Genomic DNA, 23,742 nt, shown 5'->3' on the forward strand with positions numbered 1-23,742 from the left:
ATTATTCGCCTCCTAAGCCAAGTAATATCCCTTTAACAGCCGCAACAGATTGAGATAATACTTGAATTTGGCTTAGGTCTTGATCGCTCGCAACAATATATTCATCAGAGGTCGAACCTAAAATATCGATACTGAGCGCCGATAATGTTTGCGCTGTTTGGATAAAGATTTGGCTCTCTTGTTGCCAGCTAAATACGCTATTTTTAGGTAACATATACACGGCTTTTTGATACTCGGGTATCACAGTGAGTTGTTGGCCTAACAGTAAGTTACACTCTTGAGGTACCGGCTTTGACCATGCCGTTAAAAACACACCATCAGCAATAGCCGATACTTCATCTATCGAAATATGACACTGATTAATATTTACTGCCGATAATGACGTTGATTGGCTCATGGGCACATTGACTTTAACCCTTATGCTGTCCGCAGGTACTAGCGAAAATAGCTGGGCTCCTGCGGTGTAAGGACTATTGAGATGATTCAGATTGACAATGCCTGCAACAGGGGCTATCACCACTAATGATTCTGTTTTGGCATCGATACTTTGCACCATCTCCATAAAATGCTGCATATGTTCATATTCAAGATGAGTGCTGAAATAATCTTGGCTGATCTCACGCCACTTTTCCGTGCTAATACTGCCACTTTCTAATAATGGTTTATTACGGTCGTAACGCTGCTTGGCTAGTTGATAAAGACTTTTAGCAGCCTCTATTTGAGCCAGAAAATGAAACACTTCAGGACCCGTCAACCTCACAATCGCTTGACCTTTGGTGACGATTTGCCCCTGACCGACTAAGAAAGTCACTTGTTGGATATTCTCAGGGGTCATAACCCAATAATCATTACCGGGTAAACGCTCAATTTGTGCTGGCAGTGAACTACCTTCATAACTGGCTACTTTTCGAGGCTGGATATAGCTCAATTCTAAGTTACCCAAATCTTCAAGCGATATCGACTCCGCGGACGCGATACTGGCGAATAAATAAAAAGGTACGCATAAAAGGCTAACGCCAAATTTGGCCATCATAATGAAATTCCTAAGGCTTGCAGTTGCTGAGAATGAAGTTGTTGCTGAGTGACTTGGTTAAGCGCTAATTGCGATTCAGTATCAAGCGCGTCCATATAGCGACGCAGCCAGATTTCATAGCCAATTTGATTGTGATCTTTCACTTTGGCTAAATGTTCGGTGATGGTTCTGCTTAAAGACAGTCCGCGCTGCAGTAACGCCTGTTGTTGGCGAAGACTTTGCTGTTGCATAGCCAGTTTTTCTGTTTGGGTCTTTAATTCAAGATAGATGCGTTCACTGTTTAGGCTTTGTTCTTGATAATCTTTTTGCCAAATAGACAGATCACTTTGTGATAGTGCCGAGCCAAAACTCAGCGGTACGCTAATCCCTAGGCCTAAATGTTGGTCATTAAATTGATCGCCAGCGGTTTCTTTTGCCGTTAATGACACAGTCCAAGGATCTTGCTCTCCCGCTTGCTGACTTTTGATCATTAACAACTGTTGCTGCTGTTGCAGTGATTGCAAGCGCCACAATGGATGCTGCATTAAGGCCGAGTTAACCGTATCAGGGTTAGCTGAGTCAAGAACAGACACAGGGTGCGATTGTTCTTCTATTTGCTCAGGCATTTCATTTCGGCCTGTTAACGAGCGAAAAAGCGATAGTGCATCAGCTTGTTGCTGCTTAAGATCAATTTGGGCTAGATCAATGTCAACGCGCTCACGTTCTAACAATAATAAATTCACTAAAGGTAACTCTCCAGCATCGGAAAGTTGTTTTTGTTGAGTGTGTAATTTTTCGAGTAAGGTGGCTTTACGATTGAGCTGGCTAAGTTTGACCGATGCGATGCGATTCTCCCACATGCTTTGCCTGAGCAAACCAGATAAGTACAGTCTTTGTAATGCGACCTGCTGACCTTGTAAGTCCTGGGTCAATTGTCTCAGCTGTTTATCACTAGAGTGCAAACTGAATGATTTGATAGGTAGGTTAAGCGATACTTCTTGCTCATAAATGTTACTATTATCAAGGTCGCTAAGGTAACTTAAGTTAATACTGGGTAAGCCGGACAACCAAGTTGAACTGCTTAATTCCACCCCGCGGACATCATTGGTTGATATCTTGTTAGCTTGTGTCGCTTTTAACCTATCTTGGCTGATTTGCAACAGTTGTGGCAGTTGGTTATTAGGCGTTGCATAGCTGTAAGTACCACAACTTATAAACGCGATGAGAAGACATATCTTGATACTAAACTTAACAGCAGACATAAGTGATTTCTGTAACCCAAAATGTATAATCATAATATTCATGTTGGTGTTACATCGCATGGGTAGCATGTATCATAAACCCCCTTATGGTACATATGTACCACAGCGTAAGATTTTGATTTAATTTATTAAATTATCTTGTGTTATTTTTGGGGTTATTTTTTATTATTGCTTTGCGTCAGGATTGTTACCATGAAAAAAGATGTTTTTATTATTATATTATTGCTGTTGATAACGTTATTTAAACTTTTTGACATCTTTGCTGACTTGCAACTCAACCTCCCAACTTGGCATATTGCACAAGAGGGGATCTTAGTATTGCTTACCATCTTGGGCAGTATTTATTTAGGTTTCGATCTGATACGCAGCTCTCGCCAGGTAAAAGCTCTCAGGAGCAAACTCGTAAAAGCAGATAAGCAGATTAATAATATGTCGAGCCAAATGCATGCTGCCAGACAAGAATACAGCCTAACAATTGCAGCACAATTTACTGCTTGGGGATTTACCAAAAGTGAACAACAAGTGGCACTTTTACTGTTAAAAGGCCTCAGTTTCAAAGAAATTGCCGAAGTACGTTTAACCAAAGAAAAAACCGTTCGCCAACAAGCATCAACCATTTATAGTAAAGCACAAGTTGATGGACGCCATACTTTGTGCGCATGGTTTATGGAAGATTTTATTCAGGAATAAAGTCGCAATAAAACGCTAGTGATAATTATTAGCAACTATTTTTAGAGTATGGATTACAGCTCAACACCCATTATGGGTTTTAAGCTGTATTGATAATCGTTGATAACGTATTTCAGTTTAATATCATATTATTGAAATCAACATCTTAATGCTCAATATAATCAGCAGAACCGCAAATACTTTCTTTAACAGTGACACGGGTAACTTGTGGGCCAGTAGTGCACCATAGGGTGCGGTTATAAAACTGGTTACTGAAATTAATACCACCGCAGGCAGATATACATAACCTAAGATATAGTCATTTACTGACGAAAAACTCCAACCATTAATCAAATACCCAATAGTACCTGTAATAGAAATGGGGAGCCCGATAGCTGCAGATGTACCAATGGCCTTCTTAATGTCAATGTTCTGCCATGTTAGGTAGGGGACGGTTAGAGAGCCACCACCAATCGAGACTAATGCTGATATAGATCCTATACCTAAACCCGCTGAAAATAAGCCTGCAGGCCCTGATAACTGCCTTGACGGTTTTGGTTTTTTATTTAAAAACATCTGCGTCGATACAAATGCCATAAATAATGCAAAAAAGATCCCCAGATATAATGAACTTAAATATGAGGCTAAAAATGTTGCAGTAAATGTACCTAAAATAATGCCTAAAACCATACCTTTAACAGCCAACCATACAACCGCACCTTTTGCATTATGAGATCGGAAACTGGAAAAAGAAGTGATCACCATGCAAGCCATTGAAGTTCCCAACGCCAAATGCACTACATGATCGATAGCGATACCGTGCAATAGGAATATAGAGGTTAATGTCGGGACTAAAATCCCACCACCACCGATACCTAATAACCCAGCCATAAAACCGACAAAAGAGCCTAATAATAAAAATAGTAAAATCCACTCAGGTTGTAACATCTTCACTCCATATTCACTATTCAATATTTTTATAAAATCATCGATATAGTCTTAGTATATTGATCAGTTTGTGTGCCGAAAATGACCTTTGGGCTTTGGCGCTTTAATGCGTGGTGAGCAAGGTACTCTGCATATAATCTAGAACAAAACGATGGCGTTTCTCGCTGGCAATTCAAAAGGTTATTTCAGTTGTGCAGCGTGGTAGTTGTGGTTAAGTGATTCATCATTAAATTCATAAATGAGTTGTCATTGCATATGATAAACACCACGAAGTAGGTTGCAGTTAGGCACACTAGGCTATGGTTTGGCATAGGTAATTTTATTGATGTACCAGATCTTGTCGCCTTGGGGAGTACTGACCACGGCTTCATCGTCGACTTGTTTTTTGAGTAAGGCGCGCGCCATTGGTGAGTCGATGGAGATGTAATCTTTGCGTTCGTCATAAATTTCTTCTGGACCGACAATTTTAAACGTTTTGATATCACCTGCATCGTTTTCGATTTCGACAATGGCACCAAAAAACACTTTGCCTTCTTGCTCTGGGGCGTAATAGACGATTTTGAGCTCTGGCAGCAGCTTACGTAAATAGCGCACTCTACGGTCAATTTGCCTTAATAAACGCTTATTGAAAGTGTAATCTGCGTTCTCTGAGCGATCGCCAAGACTTGCCGCCCAGGTGACAATTTTCGTCACTTCAGGACGTTGTTCTTTCCACAAGTAGTCGTGCTCAATTCTGAGTTTGTTATAGCCTTCTAAAGTGATTAGCTTTGTTTTCACGCTGGGTACTCTTCTATGTGGTCGATTAACTGTGCCATGTTGTCTGTTGTTAAAAAATTTACAACTAAGAAGCCGCAATATTTATCTGTGTGTTTTAGCACTTCAGGCCTGATGATGCATTCTTTTTATTGATTATCTTAAAAGCCTTTCGTACTAGCAGCGAACTGATGGTCTTTATGGTATCTTTGGCATAATTTTATTTTAAACCATGTCGAATTCGATTGATTATGCATAATATTGCCCAGATTATCGCTCAAGAACTTAATGTCCGTGAACAACAGGTCACAGCGACCATTGCGCTATTAGATGATGGTGCAACAGTGCCGTTTGTGGCGCGTTATCGTAAAGAAGCAACCGGTGGTTTAGATGACACCCAGTTGCGTAACTTGTTTTCTCGCTTAGGGTATTTACGTGAGTTACACGACCGCCGTGAAGTGATTTTGTCGAGTATTGGCGCTCAAGGGAAATTAACTCCAGCGTTAACTCAAGCGATTAATGACGCCGACAGTAAAACCCGTCTTGAAGATTTATACCTACCATTTAAGCCAAAGCGGCGCACCAAGGGCCAAATTGCTATCGAAGCAGGTATTGAGCCGCTGGTCGATGCTGTGTTGGCTGATCGCCAATTAGATCTAGATAGCAAAGCCAGTGAATTTATTAATCCTGCAGCCGGTTTTGCCGACATTAAAGCTGTGCTTGATGGTGCACGGTTTATTTTAATGGAACGCTTTGCCGAAGATGCAGAATTACTGCGTAAAGTTCGCCAGCATTTAAGTCAGCAAGCCGTTCTTGAAAGCCGCATGGTAAAAGGCAAAGAAAAAGAAGGCGCTAAATTCCGCGACTACTTCGAGCACAATGAGTTGATGAGCAAAATCCCATCACATCGTGCTTTAGCCATGTTACGCGGTCGTAATGAAGGCATGTTAAGCCTATCGATGAATGCCGATCCAGACACCCAAGCTGCTGAAGGCAGTTATTGTGAAGTGATTATTAGCGATCACTTTGGATTGCGTCTCAGCAACAGTAGTGTTGATGAATGGCTGAAAACAGTAGTGACCTCGACATGGCGGATTAAAGTTGCTCTGCAAATGGAAACTGAGTTTATTGCCAAGATGCGTGAGAGCGCAGAAGAAGAAGCTATTAAAGTGTTTGCCCGTAATCTGGGTGATTTATTGATGGCAGCACCTGCAGGTGCTAAAGCGACCATGGGGCTTGATCCTGGGATTCGTACGGGTGTGAAAGTAGCAATTGTAGACAACACAGGTAAGCTGGTGGCCCACACGACTATTTTCCCCCATGCACCACAAAACTTGTGGGACAAGTCGATTCGCACCCTAAGTAACTTAGTCGCAATGCACAAAGTGAGCATTATCGCGATTGGTAACGGTACTGGCTCACGTGAAACCGACAAGCTTACCGGCGAGTTAATTGCGGCCATGAAAGAGACGCATCCAACGCTGACTAAAGTGATTGTCAGTGAAGCGGGGGCATCTGTGTATTCGGCTTCTGAATTTGCTGCTAATGAATTTCCTAATCTTGATGTATCTATTCGTGGCGCTGTCTCTATTGCACGTCGCTTACAAGATCCGTTGGCCGAGCTAGTAAAAATTGAACCTAAAGCCATTGGCGTAGGGCAATATCAGCATGATGTTAGCCAAAGTCAGTTATCGCAGTCGCTGGACGCTGTGGTCGAAGATTGTGTGAATGCCGTGGGTGTTGATTTAAACATGGCATCGGCACCATTATTGGCTCAAGTGGCTGGATTAACCAAAGCTTTAGCCAAAAACGTGGTTGATTTTCGTGATGCGAATGGCCAATTTACTAACCGTAAGCAACTATTAAGTGTGGCCCGTTTAGGGCCTAAAGCTTATGAGCAAGCGGCAGGTTTTTTACGTATTCGTAATGGCGATAATCCTCTGGATTCTTCATCTGTTCACCCCGAAGCCTACAGTTTGGTTGAGTCGATTGCTAACGCTAAGCAATTGCCGTTAACAGAACTGATCGGTAATAGTGACTTGTTAAAACAGATTAACGCTGCCGATTTTGTCACTGACGCATTTGGTATACCTACCATTAATGATATTTTGGCCGAACTAGACAAGCCTGGTCGCGATCCCCGCGGCGAGTTTAAAACCGCGACGTTTAAAGACGGTATCGAAGAGTTAAAGCATCTTAAAGTTGAGATGATTTTGGAAGGCGTGGTCACTAACGTGACTAATTTTGGTGCTTTTGTCGATGTGGGCGTACATCAAGATGGTTTAGTGCATATTTCATCGTTAACCGACAAATTTGTTAGTGATCCGCACACCATAGTCAAAGCGGGTGATGTGGTGAAAGTCAAAGTCATGGAAGTTGATATTGAGCGTCGTCGCATTGCATTAAGTATGCGTCTTGACGAAAAAATCGATACTGAAAAAGCGACCAGACAGTCACAACCTAAGCCACAACATAGTCACCATAAAAAATCAGCCGCGGCTAAGTCTTCAACTAATACCCAAACTGCGGGGCATAATAAACCTATTAATAAGCCAGTCAAAGTGCAGCAAAATGCTGCTATGGGCAATGCGTTTGCTGACGCTTTTGCTAAACTTAAAAAATAGCCTATTAACGCCCAGAATCCACACTCTATATTAATAGAATGTTAATTATTAAAACCCTTTCATCTTAGATGTTAGGGTTTTTTTGCTTATCAGGCCATATTATTGAAACTGAATTAACAAAACAGCAATAATTCAGTTTATATTAAGTGAATCTTAAGTTTCAGAGTGGAATATCGCCACCAATTAAGTTAATAGTGAGTGGCAACATTGAAATTACTAACGCAAACACTATCTCGTATTACCCAGAAAAGTTTCAGTTATGAGGCAATGATCTTCATCATTGCTATTTATTTTGGGTTTGTGCTGAATATTCCGCTAATACGTAAAATCTATGAGTTATCCACAGAGGGGCATGTACTTTTTTCTCTGTCGCCAGCCATTTTACTGACCGGCTGTTTTATGCTGATATTCAGCTTCTTTGCGTATAGATTTGTGTTTAAACCCGTGATGATTGTATTGCTTCTGACGTCATCTGCGGCAATGTACGCCATGCTAAAATATAACGTCATGTTTGATTACGGCATGATTGAAAATATTTTCGAGACCAATTCAGGCGAAGCATGGTCATATGTCAGTCTCCCTTCCGTTGGCTATGTGTTGCTGCTAGGTATTTTGCCATCTATTTTGCTTTATCGCGCTAAATTAACCAGTGGCCCATCATTCGTTAAAGCCATCTTGCAGCGTGTTGGATTTACGCTAGTGAGCTTGGCAATAATCGGAGTTATGGTGCTGTTTTTCTACAAAGATTACGCATCGGTAGGGCGTAATAATAAATATCTTAATAAGATGATTATTCCGGCACATATTTTTAATACAGTTAAGTATTTAAATAACCGTTATTTTACTGAAAAATTAACCTTTAATCCTATTGGTCAAGATGCACACTTGCTGGCTAACAGTAATAACAAGCCGACGTTGATGGTCTTAGTTGTTGGTGAAACAGCCCGCGCGCAAAATATGGCTTATAACGGTTATCAACGTGATACCAATCCTTACACCCAAAATTTAGGGATTATTGCGCTGCAAAATGCGTTTTCTTGCGGGACTGCAACTGCCTACTCTTTACCTTGTATGTTTTCACGGTTGACTCACGATAATTACAACCGTGAAGCTGCTGATGCGCAAAATAATGTCCTAGATGTGATAAAGAATGCCGGTGTTGAAGTCACTTGGTTTGATAGTGATGGCGGTGATAAAGAAGTCGCAGCCCGCTTGACCAAGATTGATATTGCGCCTAACGATGATCCTATATTATGTGATGGTTCAAGTTGTTATGACCAAGTGTTAGTCAATAAGCTTAGTGCTAAGTTGAAGCAAGATGTTGAAAACCAAACTTCTTCAGGCAAAAACAGCTTAAATAATCAGATGATTGCTTTGCATACTATGGGGAGCCACGGCCCGACCTATTGGAAGCGATATCCTGAAAATATGCAGCGATTTTCACCAGCATGCAGTCGCAGTGATATTGAAAACTGTACTGATGAGGAGATCGTCAATGTATATGACAATACCCTAGCGTATACCGACTATATATTAGCCGAAACCATTAAAGTACTGCAGCAATACCAAGATAAATATAATGTCAGCTTAGTGTATCTTTCTGATCATGGAGAGTCTCTGGGTGAAAACGGCATGTATTTACATGGCACACCTTATGCCTTTGCACCTAAGGAGCAAACTCATATTCCTTGGTTTATGTGGTTGCCACAAGACTACACTCAAGCGAAAGGAATGGATCGTCAATGTTTGGTTAATTTAGCTCAAACAGGGACTTTTTCCCATGACAATTTGTTCCACTCATTACTAGGGCTTTATGGGGTTGCAACTTCGGTACATGATCCAAAGTTAGACATCACCACAGCGTGTAAAACTAATTAAAGTGGCCGGATAAATGACCTCATCAATTTCAAATTCATCTTCTAGCCAGCGCAATGACGAGAGCATCAACATGGAAAAAATAGTGGTTAAACGTACCGGTATAATGCGTTTACTTTATACCTGTAAAAATACCTTTAATGGCTTAAAGTGGATGTGTCGCAATGAAGCAGCATTCCAACAAGAGTTACTGCTGTTTATCCCATTAACGATATTTGCTTGTATGGCCAATATTAGCGCACCACAATCGGCTATATTAGTGTTGGCATTACTGTTTGTGTTGTTTGCAGAGCTGGTTAACACCGCCATAGAGGTAGTGGTTGATCGTATTGGCTTAGAGTTTCATACCTTGTCCGGTTTAGCCAAAGATATTGCCTCCGCCTTTGTGTTTATTAGTATGTTAATGGCTGTCATTGTGTGGTGGGTTATTTTGTCGGCATAGCTGACTTAACCCTAGTTGCTAGCTTGTTATGCAAAATAGTTGCAATAAAGACTCATAATCGTTTTAGGTGATGGTTCCTTTTTGCAACATCAATCGCGATGTGGATAAAGGCGTAATTATGATAAAGGACACTCAATGAAAGTGCTGTTAATTGAAGACTCAGAAGCCTTGCGTCGCGGCATTAGAGTTGGCTTAGATCATTTAGGCTATACCGTTGATGAAACCGGTGATGGTTCTGAGGGATTAAGCATGGCGCTGACTAACCAGTACGACTTTATTATTTTAGATTTAATGTTACCTAACGTCGATGGTATCAGTTTACTCAAAAGCATCCGTAAACTGGGTAATCAGGCTAAAGTCATTATTTTATCAGCTAAATCTCAAGCTGAAGATCGAGTCAATGGACTATTATCGGGGGCCGATGATTACCTGACTAAACCTTTTTCGTTTGACGAATTACAAGCCAGATTAATCACTCTTGGGCGACGGGGTGTGCTTAATCAGCAAGTTAAATCGATTTGCATTGCTGACTTTGTTCTCGATACCAGTAATAAGTCTCTGCATGTAAACGGTCACTATATCGACCTGACTAAAAACGAATTTAAAATCGTTGAGTATTTATTTAACAACCCTAAGCAAGTGCTTAATCCTGAACAAATTAGCGAAGCCGTCGTAGGCTCTTTTAACCATTTGTCGAAAAATACTATTGAAGCGCATTTGTCGTCGGTGCGTAAAAAGGTCAAAGCCGTTGGATCAACGCTACCCATTAAAAATAAGCGCGGTTTTGGTTATTTTGTGGGTGAGCACGAATGAAATCGTTAACCACCAATTTAGCCAACACCATGACCTATGTGGTATCGGCTATTTTAATTTTAGTTTTTTTTGCTATTGATATCAGCATAGATAATTGGGTTGATGCTGAATTTGATAATGCGTTAACCGACAAGTCTAATTACCTAAAGACCTTAGTTAAAGTCACTCCCAAAGGTACTGAATTTGATTTTTCTGGCGAATTTATGCCTGAATTTGGCTCATCAACCAAAGCGAGTTTCTTTCAATTATGGCAAGGCTCGAACGTATTCGAGCGCTCTGAATCGTTAACTCAATACAGCGATGCAAATTTACTCAAAAAAGACATACCACTTAACAGTGCGGTTTTTGCTGATGTCGTGTTGCCCGATGGGCGAGACGGTCGAGCAATGGTGTCCTACTTTGAGCCGCAAATTCCCAAAGCAAACCGCGCAATGATAAGCAAAGTCGAACCCATGTGGTTAACGATAGCCATTACAACGGAAGACTTAAGTCAAATTTCAGTGATTATTGATTCCACCTTAGGCATTGGTTTATTGCTGGTTATTGTGCTGATACGCTGGGCCGTCATTAAGGTTATTTATCGTGGTTTAACACCGCTGAACGAATTAAATATGTCTTTAAAAACGGTCAATGTTAATGAAAAACATATTCCGCTGTCTTCCGACTCTGAGCGCTATCTTGAGATTGAACCCATACGCACAGAGCTCAATAAGTTTGTCAAAATTAGCCAACAATACTTACAAACTGAAAAGCGTATTACTGCTGATATTGCCCATGAGCTGAAAACACCTATCAGTGAATTGATCAGTTTGAGTGAAATTTACATTCGTTATCCAGACGATGAGCGCATTGGGGGAAGTTACAAGCAAGATGTACTTAGTATTAGCTTACGGATGAAAACGATAGTTAATAATTTATTATTATTGCAACAAGCCTCATCTGAAAGCATTAATCTGCACTGCCAACCTATCAATATCAATGATCTGATGAGCCGCGTTATCGATGAGCTGGCCTTTAAGTATTCAGCCATCCATGCTCGTTTAATGATTGATAATCGTGCTGCGGATAAAAGTTATCTTATTGATGAGTTTTCTTTACATCTTATTTTAACCAATCTGTTTGATAATGCGCTGTACTACAGTCCAGCAAAATCAATGATTCCAATACGATTAACGTCAGATAGCCAAGGGTTAGTGATTAGTATTGAAAACCAATTACTCACTTGTATTAATGCCAATGATTTAGAACGACTCACGTTACCTTTATTTCAAGCGGAACAATCACGTTCAAATAGCGATCGCCATGGGTTAGGTTTAGCCATTGTGGAAAATGTCGCCAAATTGAACGGGTTTACATTTAGCTTCGAGTTAGTGTCGACAGATAAGATTATGTTTACTCTAAGTATTCCAGTAAAAGCTGACCGTGAGACATGATTATGTTAAGTCAGATCGCATTGAAGAGATAAACGATTGAGCTGAATCGTTAATAAAAGGTTAGTATAGCCTCCCTTATCAGTGAACTTTGATAATGAATCAGAGTCTTAGACTAAGATAGTTTTAGATCCAATGATCCCTGTCTTTATGATTTTTCATTAATATATTGATAAGTAAAAGAATAAAATATTTAATTTGATTGAATAGATCAAATTATTAAGGCCTTATTCATCAGCACAATACGGGTAAAAATACCAACATTAGTCTGTTGTAAATAACAATCATGTTACGTTTGGCTCGTCTTGTTGCATCTAAATTGCGCATGTAGCAAAAAATAACAAAATATCGGAGCAATAAATGGCTGTAAATTCCTTTAGGTATAACGCACGTTCTGCGCTGCCTTCTTCATCACAACATTCACGAAGCTTACTCCAAGCCATTATTATATTCAGTGTTATGTCACTTATTATCTTGAGCTTGAGTCGCCTAGGTTTGTCTTTGTGGCAGGCCGATCGCGTCAGTGATGCGCAAGGTTGGGGTTATATCTTTATTCAAGGTTTACGAGTTGATTTTGCTTCTATGTGTTGGTTATGGGGCATTGCAGCCTTAGGCACAGTTGTATTTTCGGGTGAGCATTTAGTTGGCCGAGTTTGGGTAACAATATTACGAGTGTGGCTAACGCTGGGCTTGTGGGTGATCATTTTCCTTGAAGCATCATCGCCGTCATTTATTGCCGAATATGGTTTTAGACCTAATCGCTTGTATGTTGAATATCTGGTGTATCCAAAAGAAGTATTATCGATGTTATGGGCAGGGCGTAAAGCCGAGCTTATTTTGTCGGCAGTGATCACCATTGCGACCTTATGGGGTGGCTGGTGGTTTACTGGTAAGCTTACGCAGAATATTCGCTATCCTAAATGGTACTGGCGTCCGGTGCTTGCTGTTATTGTGATTGCTGTGACTATATTAGGTGCGCGTTCATCGTTAGGGCATAGACCACTTAATCCCTCATTAGTGGCTTTTTCTGACGATCCTTTAGTTAATTCTCTGGTACTTAATTCATCTTTTTCATTAGTTTTTGCGATTAAACAAATGGGTAACGAAGAAGATGCATCGAAAGTGTATGGCAAGCTAGCTGATCAAAAAGTGATTGATATTGTGCGCCGTGAAAGTGGCAGACCACTGAGTGCATTTACGTCATCCGCCATTCCAACCTTGTCGTTCAATCAAGCTAGTTATACTGGCAAACCAAAGAATCTAGTGATCATTTTACAAGAAAGTCTTGGTGCGCGTTTTGTCGGCAGTTTAGGTGGTTTACCGCTAACACCTAATATTGATGAGTTATCTCAACAAGGGTGGTTTTTTGAAAACCTATACGCTACAGGCACACGCTCGGTAAGAGGTATTGAGGCGGTGACAACTGGCTTTACGCCTACGCCAGCTCGTGCAGTGGTTAAGCTGGGTAAGAGTCAAACTGGCTTTTTTACCATTGCTGATTTATTAAAACAACATGGCTATACCACACAGTTTATTTATGGTGGAGAAAGTCACTTTGATAATATGCGCAGCTTCTTTTTAGGCAATGGTTTTACCGATATTGTTGATCAAGGTGATTATAAAGATCCTGCATTTGTCGCATCTTGGGGGGTGTCTGATGAGGACTTATTGTTCCGTGCTGATGAAGAGTTTTCACGCATGCACAAAGAGGGCAAACCATTCTTCAGTTTAGTGTTTAGCTCAAGTAATCATGATCCATATGAGTTCCCTGATGACCGTATTGAGCTGTATGAGCAACCACAATACACCATGCATAACGCGGTAAAATATGCCGACTATGCCGTGGGTGAGTTTTTCAAGAAAGCCAAAAAATCAGAATATTGGAAAGACACCATATTTTTGATTGTGGCCGATCATGACAGTCGTGTTGGCGGTGCTGCACTAATACCTGTTTCTCGTTTCCGTATCCCAGGGCTTATTTTAGGTGACGGAATTGCGGTGAAGCACGATCCACGGGTTGTGAGCCAAATTGATATGTCGCCGACGTTAGTTTCGTTACTGGGTATTTCAGATAGTTATCCAATGCTAGGCCGTGATTTAACCAAAGAACCTGATTCTTGGCCTGGCCGCGCGATGATGCAATATGATAAAAACTTTGGCTTATTAGAAGGGAATAAAATGACTATTTTACAACCTGAATTACCGCCTGAAAGTGTGACTTATGATTTTGCGACTGAAAAGCTAACGCCAACCAAATTAGATGATGCACAAGCAGAAGCGGCATTAGGTTGGGCGTTGTGGGGCAGCCTTGCCTATAACAAAATGTTGTATCGCTCGGAAAATACACAAGCAAAGCCGACGATCACTGATCTGGCTACTCCCGCAGTATCACGCTAAGATTTTTAACTGAGATTCAATATTTGGAGCGGATTGTTGTTGATAGAATTGACCAATCCGCTGACCAAATTGTTGGTATGCCGCACTTGATAAGCCAGAGTCTATAAACTGGCGTTGTTTGGGTTCTGCTGCTGCTTTAGGGTTATTTGGTTGGGTCTTTAACTGAATATCTTTACGTTGCAGCGCTGGAGTCTGACTAGCAATAATTCTGATGGTCTGAGGCCGAGCCATAGGTGAAGCGGGTATTTTAGACTCAACTGACTGTTGAGCGACATTTTGTTGTTGACGTTTAGTTTGTTCTTGCTGTTTTTTCTCTGCAACAATATACGCGTTAGCACGCTCATTTTGCGGATTTAATTGGCGTTCTTCATGGCCTTTGGTGGGTTCTTGTGGTGGAATAACCGGCGGTTTTTGTTGATTGTCCACACGAGCAAGATCCGTCGCAACATTTGAAGTTGCTAGCGGTATCTGCGGATAATGAGTGGTAATAATCATCTAGACCTTGTCCATAAGATGTGCTGGCTAAATTATAGTCAATATTTCACTAAGGCTAAAGTGTTATTAGGTTATTTTTGGCTGTATTTTATGATCCAGGGTAATAAATGGCTTAAAAATAGCTCTGGATGTGAAATAAAGGGCGCATGGGATGCTTTATGTAGTACGACGTCTTCAATGCTGTCACTTTGCGGTAATGCGCTGATGATCTTTCTCGGCACCAAACTGTCTAACTTACCCCAAATTCGTAACCACGGCTGTTGTATTTGAGCCATTCTTGTACGCAAATCTACTTGCGCTAACATATCCAATCCTTGGGATAATCCTTGTTGTGTCGGCAATGGTTTGCTTAACACTAAGCTTTTTATTTGTTGGATATCCGCTTTGGGATTATCACTTCCCATGGCTTGAATCGCCAAAAATCGTTCAACGGTACGAGTTAAGTCACGGCTTAATTGGCTTGAAAATTGTGCCAATACATCTGGCTGGATACCAGGCCAAGTTGGATTAAGCTCATTTGCTTCCCGGCTCATAAAGCAGGGCGATGAGGCAATCGTCACTAATGCTGCTACAGACTCTGGATAATCAATGGCAATTTGACTCGCAATTAAGCCACCTAATGACCAGCCAATCCAAATTGCCTGCTGTGGAAGTTGCGCTGCAAGTGCTTGTGACCATTGCGTTATGTCACCATCAATGTTGCCACTGAGGCCAAACCCCGGCAAATCCACATAATGCACTCTATACTGGTGCAAGGCGCTTTTTAACGGACTAAAGACTTGGTTATTCACGCCCCAACCGTGTAATAGCACTATGTCTTGGCCTTGTGAGCCTAGGGTATCAATATGCAATGCAGGAAAACTCACGGTTAACACCTCTTTTGAGTCTATTTAATGGAATGAATAGCCAATGCCGTCAATCAATAATTCAATCAACATTACCCACATATTACGTTTATGCGTCAAGCGCATTCAGCGTGCTAGGGTTATTTTACTAGGCAGTTTACCCAACCGTTGCTTGCTGTGCCAGCAAAGGATAGATCAAATGGATTATGAACAATTGTTTGCTAATCAAGTGCTCACTGGTGTATGCCAGGTGTGTTTAGCGGCAAGTTTGTACCAACATGAAGTGTGTTTAGGTTGTGGCCGTGAAATCGCACTGTTGCAAGCATATTGTGGTAAATGCCTTAAACATACGCCCAATGTTGTGGTGGCACCTTGCAGTTATCATCAAGGACTAGGCCCTCTGATTGCCGCGATAAAATACCAACAACAATGTGCACCGCTTAACGCGATAACTCAGCAATTAGCTTGTCGAATTGCCTTACTGATTAAACATGGCATCATTAGGCGACCACAGGTGTTGATCCCTGTGCCTTTGCATCCAAATCGTTTACGACAGCGAGGCTTTAACCAAGCTTGGTTAATTGCGAAACAACTTAGTCGATTAACGGGTATTCCGCTAGACGACAGTTGCTTAACTCGGGTGGTTGATACTGCGCCGCAAACAGGCTTAGCGGGTAAACAGCGGCGCAAGAACTGCCATGGCGCATTCCAGTTACAAGCGGAGATTCGTTATCAGCGTGTTGCGTTAATTGATGATGTGGTGACAACCGGTACAACCGTAGATGAAATAAGTCGATTATTTAGTGCACAATTTGTTCATGTACAAACATGGTGCCTTGCTCGGGCTGAGGCACCGGGATTATTAGATTAGCTCGATTGTAGGTTAGATTAATTCGACTTGAGTAATAACAATATTTTTTATAAATAAAAACAATTGGCTAATACCTGCTGCAAGCCCTGTTATAGTGCGTTTTGCATTTTTTGTGAGCTTAAAAAACGTTGAACTAGATCATTTTTTTACGATCAAATCTCATGGACACTACAAAGCTAATGCAACACAGAGTATCATAGGTCTAATTCTTACTAATTTACTCAGGTACTCCCTGACGGAGCAGGTTTTTATGATCACCATTTCCGATACAGCTCAGGCCCATTTCGTCAAACTATTGGCCGATCAACCTGAAGGCACTCACATTCGTGTGTTTGTTATCAGTCCTGGTACTGCACAAGCAGAGTGTGGTGTGTCTTATTGTCCACCCGATGCTGCTGAAGCTGATGATGTTGAACTGCCTTTTAATGGCTTTAGCGCCATGGTTGATGAAAAAAGCGCGCCATTTTTAGATGATGCTAGCATTGATTTCGTAACTGATCAGCTTGGTTCGCAGTTAACCTTAAAAGCACCTAACGCTAAAATGCGTAAAGTGTCTGGCGATGCACCTCTTGTTGAACGTATTGAATACGTTATTCAGTCAGAAATTAATCCACAACTTGCCAGCCATGGCGGTAACATCATGTTGGTAGAAATTACCGACGCGGGTGTTGCAGTATTGCAGTTTGGTGGTGGGTGTAACGGTTGTTCTCAAGTTGATATCACTTTAAAAGATGGTATCGAGAAGCAGTTACTAGACATGTTCCCTACAGAATTGACTGGGGTGCGTGACGTGACAGAACACCAACACGGTGATCATTCTTACGCGTAAGCATAACGAATTGCACACTACAAAAACGCGACCTCACCGGTCGCGTTTTCGTTTGTTACACTGATATATTCATGTCAATTCGTCGTCTCGAGTGAGCACTTCAAGTAATTCTATATCAAAGAATAAATCAGAGTTTGCTGGAATACGATCACCCATTTGACGCTCACCATAGGCTAAATGTGCCGGTACTGATAATTGTCTTTTACCGCCAACATTCATACCGATAATACCTTGGTCCCAACCTTTAATCACTCTGCCTGTGCCGATAACACATTGAAATGCATCTGACGCATCAAACTGAGTGCCATCGGCTAAACGTCCACTGTAGCGAGTGGTAATTAATGCCCCTTTTACTGCCGCTTTACCCTTGCCGATCTCAAGGTCAGTAATAATCAATTGTTCGGTCATGCTGTTCTCATTGTGACTAATTAGATAATAGTTAAACACTAAATTGGCTTTATTGTACTCCAAGATTAGCTGCTAAAAAGCGTTCTATTTCAATAAATGTAGTAAGACGGTGTTGGTTATTACTTAAGTAATGATCGCCATTTTCTAATTCGATATACTTTACTGGCTTCTGTAAATCCTTAAGCGCATCATACATTTTTTCACTTTGCTCTACGCGCACCACACGATCTTTCGTACCGTGGATTAATAACACTGGTACCTTAATACTGGCCACTTTGCTAATCGGTGATCGCTGATATAAATCGTCGTAATCATCACCAATTTGTTTTTTAACAATTTTGCTATTGTCGTATCCACGCGATGATTTAACTAATTCTTCAAGGTCTGTCACGCCCGCAACACTAATGGCACATTGATACAGATCAGGTGTGATAGCCACACCCATTAATGCGGCATAACCGCCGTAACTCGCACCAACAATACACATGCGCTTAGGATCGCTAATACCTTGGCCTATCAGCCAGTGAGCACCATCCTCAATGTCGGTTTGCATCTCTAGGCCCCAGTTTTTAAGACCCGAGCTCATAAAGTTGAAGCCATAACCTGCCGAGCCACGAAAGTTCATTTGCAGTACCGCATAACCGCGGTTAGCTAAAAACTGCGCCCAATAATCAAAGGTGGTTGAGTCATAGCTAATTGGCCCGCCATGAGGAAAGATAATAGTCGGTAAGTTTTTGGCGATAGCGTCTTTTGGGGTGGTTAAAAAGGCTTCAATGGCTAAACCATCGCGAGCCTGGTAATTAACCGTTTTAGGTGTTGATAATAGCTCTGGTGGCAATCGGCTGTATCGATAAGCCACAGGGTAAAGTGCATTTTGATCTCTATTGCCAAAGTAATACGCCCCAGATTCAATTGGGCCAGTTGCATAAACGATGTAACGACGTTCATCATCACTGAACTGGGTGATGGCATTGTGTGACTCGGGTAATGCTGCCGTTAGACCATTATTCAACTTGATATAGTCTTGATCCCAGAACAGATATTCACCTTCAATGTCGGTGCTTAAACCAATCACTTTTTGCTTTAGTTCAGAATAAACTAACCAGCCTTCAACATCGTAATTTTCATTGTGAAACACCAGCTCTTTAGTCAATGTTGGGTCAGTTAAGTTGACTTTAAAGATGGCTTTTAGACCTTGATGATAGGCGCTGATATACAAGATATTAGGATCATGGTCGAAACCGATAGGCCAGATGACATCTTCTGCTAGCGCTTCGAACTCCCATAATATACGCAGATCTTCACCCGCTGCTTTTTGCTCGTAAATACGGTAGCTTGTGTCATCGCGATAAATACCAATACGCACGTTGTGCTGCCTATCGGTTAACCAGTCTCCAATATGCAGACGTGCCGGTTGTAATGTCTTGATAGCGCCGGTTTTTAAACTGACTTTAATGACGCTTTCATATTGTGGTTTAGAACCTAAGCCTTTAATTTGCATTAGGATATGACCGGGATCATTGTCAAGGTAGTCAATAACCGATGCTTGTAATTGCGGTAACCCATACCCGTAAAAGCGCGATAGCGAGTGATTAGAAAAGACACTTGTGGTTTTGTTGTCGCTCAGTGTGTATTTCATTAAGCGGGTTTCGGTTGTGGGTATGCCTCGACGAATAGAAGGATATTTAGATTCGATTAAGATGACATCATCATTTGCCCAGGTTAACGATAAGATGACAAATTTTTGGTTGTCAGTCTGTAATGGGAAAATATCTTTATTGGTTTTAATGTCGCGAATAGAGAGTACTTGACCTTCAAGCTCATTAGTACTGACTCGAATGAGAGATGCTATTTTTTTTCCGTCCGGCGATAAGCTAACAAAGCGGACATCTGGGATGCTGGCGAAGGCTTCTACAGGCAGGGGGTTGGCAAAAGAGCTATGCGAAAATAGACATAAACTAACAACAAGCCATAAAATCCGTTTCATTAAAGATCCGTTTGAAGAGCGATAACATGTTGTTAGGATGTTACATTTTTATAGCGAGGTCTTCAATATATTATACGCTCACCAGTTGATACCTGAGTTTATAATAATAGTGCCAGCCGAGTGTTACACTTCGACATAGCATGAATATCGACATCGCAGCCCAAAGGCTGTGGTTGCCCCAAGCTTGCAACAGGTACCAACTCGGAAAGTAAACTGCAAAGGTCGCGATTATCATGCTATTCCGCATGGTTTGTCCTTGTGCCGCGCCAATATATACCCCATCAAATAAATAGCAGCCAAACGCCAATATAGGCATAAAAATGAGCCAGATTAAGTAATTATTGGCAGTATCTTGCACCGCTTCTATATTGGTTAATAGCTGAATTATCCACGGCCCTGCCAACCAAAATAGTAGGCTAAATAATCCTGCCACTATTGCCGACCAGCAAAAAGCTAACACTACACTGTCATGGAGTAAGGTTGGATTTTTTTGACCAAATGCGCGGCCCACTTCTGCTTCGGCGTAATAGGCTATGCCGTCTAATGCATAAGAGATCAGCATCAGTAAATTAAGCAGCACGGCATTAGCGGCAATAATGTTGTCACCTAAGCCGGCACCATAAAAAGTCATAAAGCTAAACGCGGCTTGTAAGCATAAACTGCGAATAAAAATATCACGATTTAAGGTGAGTAAACGAGCATAACCGCGCCAAGATAAATGCGCGATAACCTGGCTTAATTTGAGTCCACCCATATCAATAAGTTGGCGTTTAACCATGACTAATGCCACTGAAAAAGCACAGATGTCAGCAATAACCGATGCTAATGCCGCGCCTTGCACATTCCATTTAAATACCATGACAAATACAATATCGAGAATAATATTGACGCTGTTGGCGATAATCAGCTGCCACATAGCCGCTTTGGGCTTTTGGCGCCCAAGCAACCAACCCAGTAGCACTAAATTGGTTAGGGCAAAAGGCAAGGACCAGATTCGAATCGACACATACTGGCGGCAATAGAGCATGACTTGCTCACTGGCATCACTGAGACTGAGCGCTAAATTGAGCAGAGGAGATTGCAGCATGACGCCAACGAAACCTAAGGTTAATGCTAAGCTGCAACCTTGTATCAGTAATTGTTGCTGAGTTGAGGTATCATTAGCCCCGAAGGCTTGCGCGACAAGTCCGGTGGTGGACATACGTAAAAAACCAAGCAACCATATCATCAAGGTGATGATGGTACTTCCTAAGGCTACGCCACCAAGATAATAAGCGTGTCCTAGATGCCCAATCACAGCTGTATCAACTAATCCTAAGAGCGGAATGGTAATATTAGACAGGATCATGGGTGTTGCTAATGCCAATAATTGACGATTTTTTTGGCGATTTAACAGTAGTGTACTAACTGACATAGGTATGAATAATCATGGTTAAGAAAATAGCGTTATGGTTGGCATTGCTCAGTTTGAGTGTATTGCATTTAGATGCCAATGCAGTGGTTATTTTACAGTATCATCATGTGTCTGAAAACACGCCTAAAAGTACCAGTGTGACCCTGAGTCAGTTTGCTGAGCAAATGCAGTATTTAGCTGATAATGATTTTACGGTTATTTCTTTAAGCGATGCTGTTGATAGTATTAAGCATAACACGACCTTAAATCATAAAAGTATTGTGATTACCTTTGATGATGGCTATGACAGCATTATTGAAAATGCGGCACCTATTTTAGCCACACACAAGTTTCCCTATACGGTATTTATTTCTGTTGCTCCGATTGAAGCAGGTTACCAAGGGATGATGAGCTGGCAAGATATTAACACTCTGTCAGAGCAAGGGGTGACAATAGCGAATCACAGTTGGGGGCATGAACATTTAATTCGTCGCCAAGGTAAAGAAACCCAAGACCAATGGCAAGAACGAGTTGAAGACAATATTCTCGCAACGGAAGCCGAGATCTTAAAACGTACTGGCCAAAGCGTAAAAATGTTTGCTTATCCTTACGGCGAATACACTAGCAAGTTAGAAGCTATTTTGACTAAACACGGCTTTGTTGGTTTTGGTCAGCAATCGGGGGCCGCTGGAGAGTATGCTTCATTAACGGCGTTACCGCGTTTCCCTGTGGCCAATGCTTACGCTGATTTGGCGAGTTTGAAGGTCAAATTTTCCAGTTTACCTATGCCTGTAACTAAGCAAAATATAAGCGACCCTCTACTTGTATCTGGCCAATGGCGACCTAAGTTAATATTAACCCTCGATACTGAGGATATTTATCCACATCAGGTGATGTGTTTTATTCAAGGGCAAGGCCCTAAAAAGCCCATTTGGTTAAGTAAAAATCGCTTATCGATTCAGGCATCATCAGATTTAGCCCCTGGACGTTCGCGTTATAATTGTACGGCACCGAGCAAAACAAAAACCGGTTATTATTGGTTTTCACAAGCGTGGATCCGCCCGCAAGATAATGGGCAGTGGCTTGAAGAATAATGTTATCTCAGTTAGTTACTGTTGCGAATAATGAGTCCGCGCTATTGCCAGGATTTTACTATTTGCTCAAAGTCAGCAATCAGTTCTGCATTAAGAATTTGCGCTAATTGGCCGGGTTGAGGTTTTGGTTTAAATACCGCAATCTTTTCTACTCGGGGCGAAACTAATACATAAGATGCGCTATGGTCTACCTGATAATCGCTACCGTCTCCAACCATAGCGTATACAAAGCCTAAGTCACGACTAAAGGGAAACAAATCAGCGTGTTGTGCAGTGACCGCTATAAAGTCCTGATTAAAAAAATTGATGTAATCCAAACGTTTCGCTTGAGTGTCGCGTTTAGGATCTGCCGACACAAACACCACTTGTATATTCTTGGCTATTTTTTGTAGCTGTGGATAAGCCGCGGCGAGTTTATTCAAGGTAGTAGGGCATACATCAGGGCAAGCAGTGTAACCAATAAAAAATAAGCTCCATTTACCTTGTAATGATTGGTTATTGAAGGTGTTGCCGTACTGGTCTGCTAATGTAAATGGTGCTAATGCTCGCTGTTGTTCAAATACATAACTGGTTGCCAGTACCATAGGTTCTGTTTGCATCTTTTGGTAAGCAACACCTCCGCCTATGGCTAATAATATCAGCCCTAATGCTATGATTATTTTCAATATATTTCCTTTTCTAGGTTAAGTGTTTACCCAAAAATAATGGTCTACTAATAGAACAATAAATAACACCATTAAATGATAAATTGAGAATTTAAACACCTGCATCGACAGTTCTGGATAATCATGAAACTTTAACTGCCACGCTTTATAGATAAAGCCACAACTGAGTAGGGTAGAGCCGACCAAATAGATTGGACCACACATACCGACTAAAACAGGCAGTAAACAGGCAATGGCGAGTAAAATAGTGTAAAGCAAAATACAGGTTTTGGTAAATTCTACCCCGTGCGTTACGGGGAGCATTGGAATATCAACTTTGGCATATTCTTTACGACGGTGAATCGCTAACGCCCAAAAATGCGGTGGGGTCCAAGTGAAGATAATAATCACAAGTAATAGGGCGTAACCATGCATTTCATTGGTTATCGCGGTCCAGCCAAGTAATGGTGGCATAGCGCCTGCTAATCCGCCGATAACGATATTTTGTGAAGTTGCTCGTTTAAGGTAAGCGGTATATACCAAGGCGTAGCCGATTAAACTGGCAAACGTCAGCCAAGCGGTTAGGGGATTGACTAAGGCATACAGTACCACAAAGCCTAAGGCTCCGAGAGACACCGCAAATGCAGCCGCTTTAGTTGTCGATATTTTACCTTTGGGTAAAGGTCGGTTGTAAGTGCGGGCCATCAAGCCATCAATTTTGCGATCGATTAAATGATTAAATGCTGCCGCTGCCCCCGCCATCATTGCAATGCCTGCCATACCAGCAACTAAAGGTTGCAGCGGCACTATGCCCGGTACCGATAAACACATGCCAACCAATACGGTAAGTAGCATAAGTGCAACTACTTTTGGTTTGGTCATTTCAAAATAAGCGCGCCATTGTAGGGTTAATTTAGGTTGAACCTGACTAATAGTAAGAGGTTTTGTCAT

Annotated in this window: 21 protein-coding genes; 10 read left to right on the top strand and 11 right to left on the bottom strand. The window is 41.5% G+C overall.

The genetic code is table 11. From position 1 onward, the window contains the following. Position 1: 1 nt before the first annotated feature. Complete coding sequence (locus H5114_RS11640; protein ID WP_182723013.1) at positions 2-1,033, bottom strand: membrane fusion-like protein; 1,032 nt, start codon at positions 1,031-1,033, stop codon at positions 2-4. Further along, the gene (locus H5114_RS11645) at positions 1,030-2,274 is read right to left on the bottom strand and encodes a metal transporter (protein ID WP_182723014.1); all 1,245 of its coding nucleotides are present in this window, start codon (positions 2,272-2,274) and stop codon (positions 1,030-1,032) included. The genes H5114_RS11640 and H5114_RS11645 overlap by 4 nt, the downstream gene beginning before the upstream one ends. A 192-nt stretch (positions 2,275-2,466) precedes the next feature. On the opposite strand from H5114_RS11645, the gene H5114_RS11650 reads away from it, so the two are divergent. Beyond that, the gene (locus H5114_RS11650) at positions 2,467-2,964 is read left to right on the top strand and encodes a LuxR C-terminal-related transcriptional regulator (RefSeq protein ID WP_124018249.1); all 498 of its coding nucleotides are present in this window, start codon (positions 2,467-2,469) and stop codon (positions 2,962-2,964) included. Positions 2,965-3,087: 123 nt separating this feature from the next. On the opposite strand, the gene H5114_RS11655 is transcribed toward H5114_RS11650, so the two are convergent. After that, positions 3,088-3,891: a sulfite exporter TauE/SafE family protein gene (locus H5114_RS11655; RefSeq protein WP_182697675.1), complete on the bottom strand. Its 804-nt coding sequence runs from the start codon at positions 3,889-3,891 to the stop codon at positions 3,088-3,090. Between the two features lie 297 nt (positions 3,892-4,188). Continuing rightward, on the bottom strand, positions 4,189-4,668 hold the full coding sequence (gene greB / locus H5114_RS11660) for a transcription elongation factor GreB (RefSeq protein ID WP_124018251.1): 480 nt from the start codon (positions 4,666-4,668) through the stop codon (positions 4,189-4,191). A gap of 227 nt (positions 4,669-4,895) precedes the next feature. Between greB and H5114_RS11665 the strand changes: the two genes are divergently transcribed. From H5114_RS11665 to H5114_RS11690, 6 genes are all read left to right on the top strand, one after another. Next, a complete protein-coding gene (locus H5114_RS11665; protein WP_182723015.1) occupies positions 4,896-7,268 on the top strand; it encodes a Tex family protein in 2,373 nt (790 codons plus the stop codon). Positions 7,269-7,475: 207 nt separating this feature from the next. Next, the gene (locus H5114_RS11670) at positions 7,476-9,146 is read left to right on the top strand and encodes a phosphoethanolamine transferase (RefSeq protein WP_259395284.1); all 1,671 of its coding nucleotides are present in this window, start codon (positions 7,476-7,478) and stop codon (positions 9,144-9,146) included. 70 nt (positions 9,147-9,216) lie between these two features. Next, a complete protein-coding gene (locus H5114_RS11675) occupies positions 9,217-9,585 on the top strand; it encodes a diacylglycerol kinase (RefSeq protein WP_124018281.1) in 369 nt (122 codons plus the stop codon). Positions 9,586-9,720: 135 nt separating this feature from the next. Beyond that, on the top strand, positions 9,721-10,398 hold the full coding sequence (locus tag H5114_RS11680) for a response regulator transcription factor (RefSeq protein ID WP_124018253.1): 678 nt from the start codon (positions 9,721-9,723) through the stop codon (positions 10,396-10,398). Then, positions 10,395-11,831: a sensor histidine kinase KdpD gene (locus H5114_RS11685; RefSeq protein ID WP_182723016.1), complete on the top strand. Its 1,437-nt coding sequence runs from the start codon at positions 10,395-10,397 to the stop codon at positions 11,829-11,831. The genes H5114_RS11680 and H5114_RS11685 overlap by 4 nt, the downstream gene beginning before the upstream one ends. 456 nt (positions 11,832-12,287) lie before the next feature. Then, the gene (locus H5114_RS11690) at positions 12,288-14,225 is read left to right on the top strand and encodes an LTA synthase family protein (protein WP_243641000.1); all 1,938 of its coding nucleotides are present in this window, start codon (positions 12,288-12,290) and stop codon (positions 14,223-14,225) included. On the opposite strand, the gene H5114_RS11695 is transcribed toward H5114_RS11690, so the two are convergent. Then, on the bottom strand, positions 14,217-14,720 hold the full coding sequence (locus H5114_RS11695) for a hypothetical protein (protein ID WP_182697678.1): 504 nt from the start codon (positions 14,718-14,720) through the stop codon (positions 14,217-14,219). The genes H5114_RS11690 and H5114_RS11695 overlap by 9 nt on opposite strands. A gap of 71 nt (positions 14,721-14,791) precedes the next feature. Next, positions 14,792-15,586: a pimeloyl-ACP methyl ester esterase BioH gene (gene bioH, locus H5114_RS11700; RefSeq protein ID WP_182723017.1), complete on the bottom strand. Its 795-nt coding sequence runs from the start codon at positions 15,584-15,586 to the stop codon at positions 14,792-14,794. A 43-nt stretch (positions 15,587-15,629) separates the two neighbouring features. Here bioH and H5114_RS11705 point away from each other — a divergent pair, with 43 nt between their 5' ends. Together H5114_RS11705 and nfuA are read left to right on the top strand one after the other, a co-directional pair. Further along, entirely contained in the window at positions 15,630-16,436 is an 807-nt protein-coding gene (locus tag H5114_RS11705) for a ComF family protein (RefSeq protein ID WP_182723018.1), read from the top strand. Positions 16,437-16,686: 250 nt separating this feature from the next. Next, the gene (gene nfuA / locus H5114_RS11710; RefSeq protein ID WP_124018258.1) at positions 16,687-17,265 is read left to right on the top strand and encodes a Fe-S biogenesis protein NfuA; all 579 of its coding nucleotides are present in this window, start codon (positions 16,687-16,689) and stop codon (positions 17,263-17,265) included. A gap of 69 nt (positions 17,266-17,334) precedes the next feature. Here the strand turns inward: nfuA and H5114_RS11715 are convergent, their stop codons facing one another. From H5114_RS11715 to dinF, 3 genes are all read right to left on the bottom strand, one after another. Then, complete coding sequence (locus H5114_RS11715) at positions 17,335-17,673, bottom strand: FKBP-type peptidyl-prolyl cis-trans isomerase (RefSeq protein WP_182723019.1); 339 nt, start codon at positions 17,671-17,673, stop codon at positions 17,335-17,337. A 49-nt stretch (positions 17,674-17,722) separates the two neighbouring features. Then, positions 17,723-19,660, bottom strand: a complete 1,938-nt coding sequence (locus H5114_RS11720; protein WP_182723020.1) for a S9 family peptidase — start codon at positions 19,658-19,660, stop codon at positions 17,723-17,725. Positions 19,661-19,730: 70 nt separating this feature from the next. After that, positions 19,731-21,074, bottom strand: coding sequence for an MATE family efflux transporter DinF (gene dinF / locus H5114_RS11725; protein WP_124018261.1), 1,344 nt, complete (start codon positions 21,072-21,074; stop codon positions 19,731-19,733). A 14-nt stretch (positions 21,075-21,088) separates the two neighbouring features. On the opposite strand from dinF, the gene H5114_RS11730 reads away from it, so the two are divergent. After that, positions 21,089-22,147, top strand: coding sequence for a polysaccharide deacetylase family protein (locus tag H5114_RS11730; RefSeq protein WP_182723021.1), 1,059 nt, complete (start codon positions 21,089-21,091; stop codon positions 22,145-22,147). Positions 22,148-22,188: 41 nt separating this feature from the next. On the opposite strand, the gene H5114_RS11735 is transcribed toward H5114_RS11730, so the two are convergent. Further along, positions 22,189-22,815, bottom strand: coding sequence for an SCO family protein (locus H5114_RS11735; RefSeq protein WP_124018263.1), 627 nt, complete (start codon positions 22,813-22,815; stop codon positions 22,189-22,191). Between the two features lie 15 nt (positions 22,816-22,830). Next, entirely contained in the window at positions 22,831-23,742 is a 912-nt protein-coding gene (cyoE, locus tag H5114_RS11740; protein WP_124018264.1) for a heme o synthase, read from the bottom strand.

This window comes from Shewanella sp. SR43-8 (assembly GCF_014163775.1).
Lineage (GTDB): Bacteria > Pseudomonadota > Gammaproteobacteria > Enterobacterales > Shewanellaceae > Shewanella > Shewanella vesiculosa.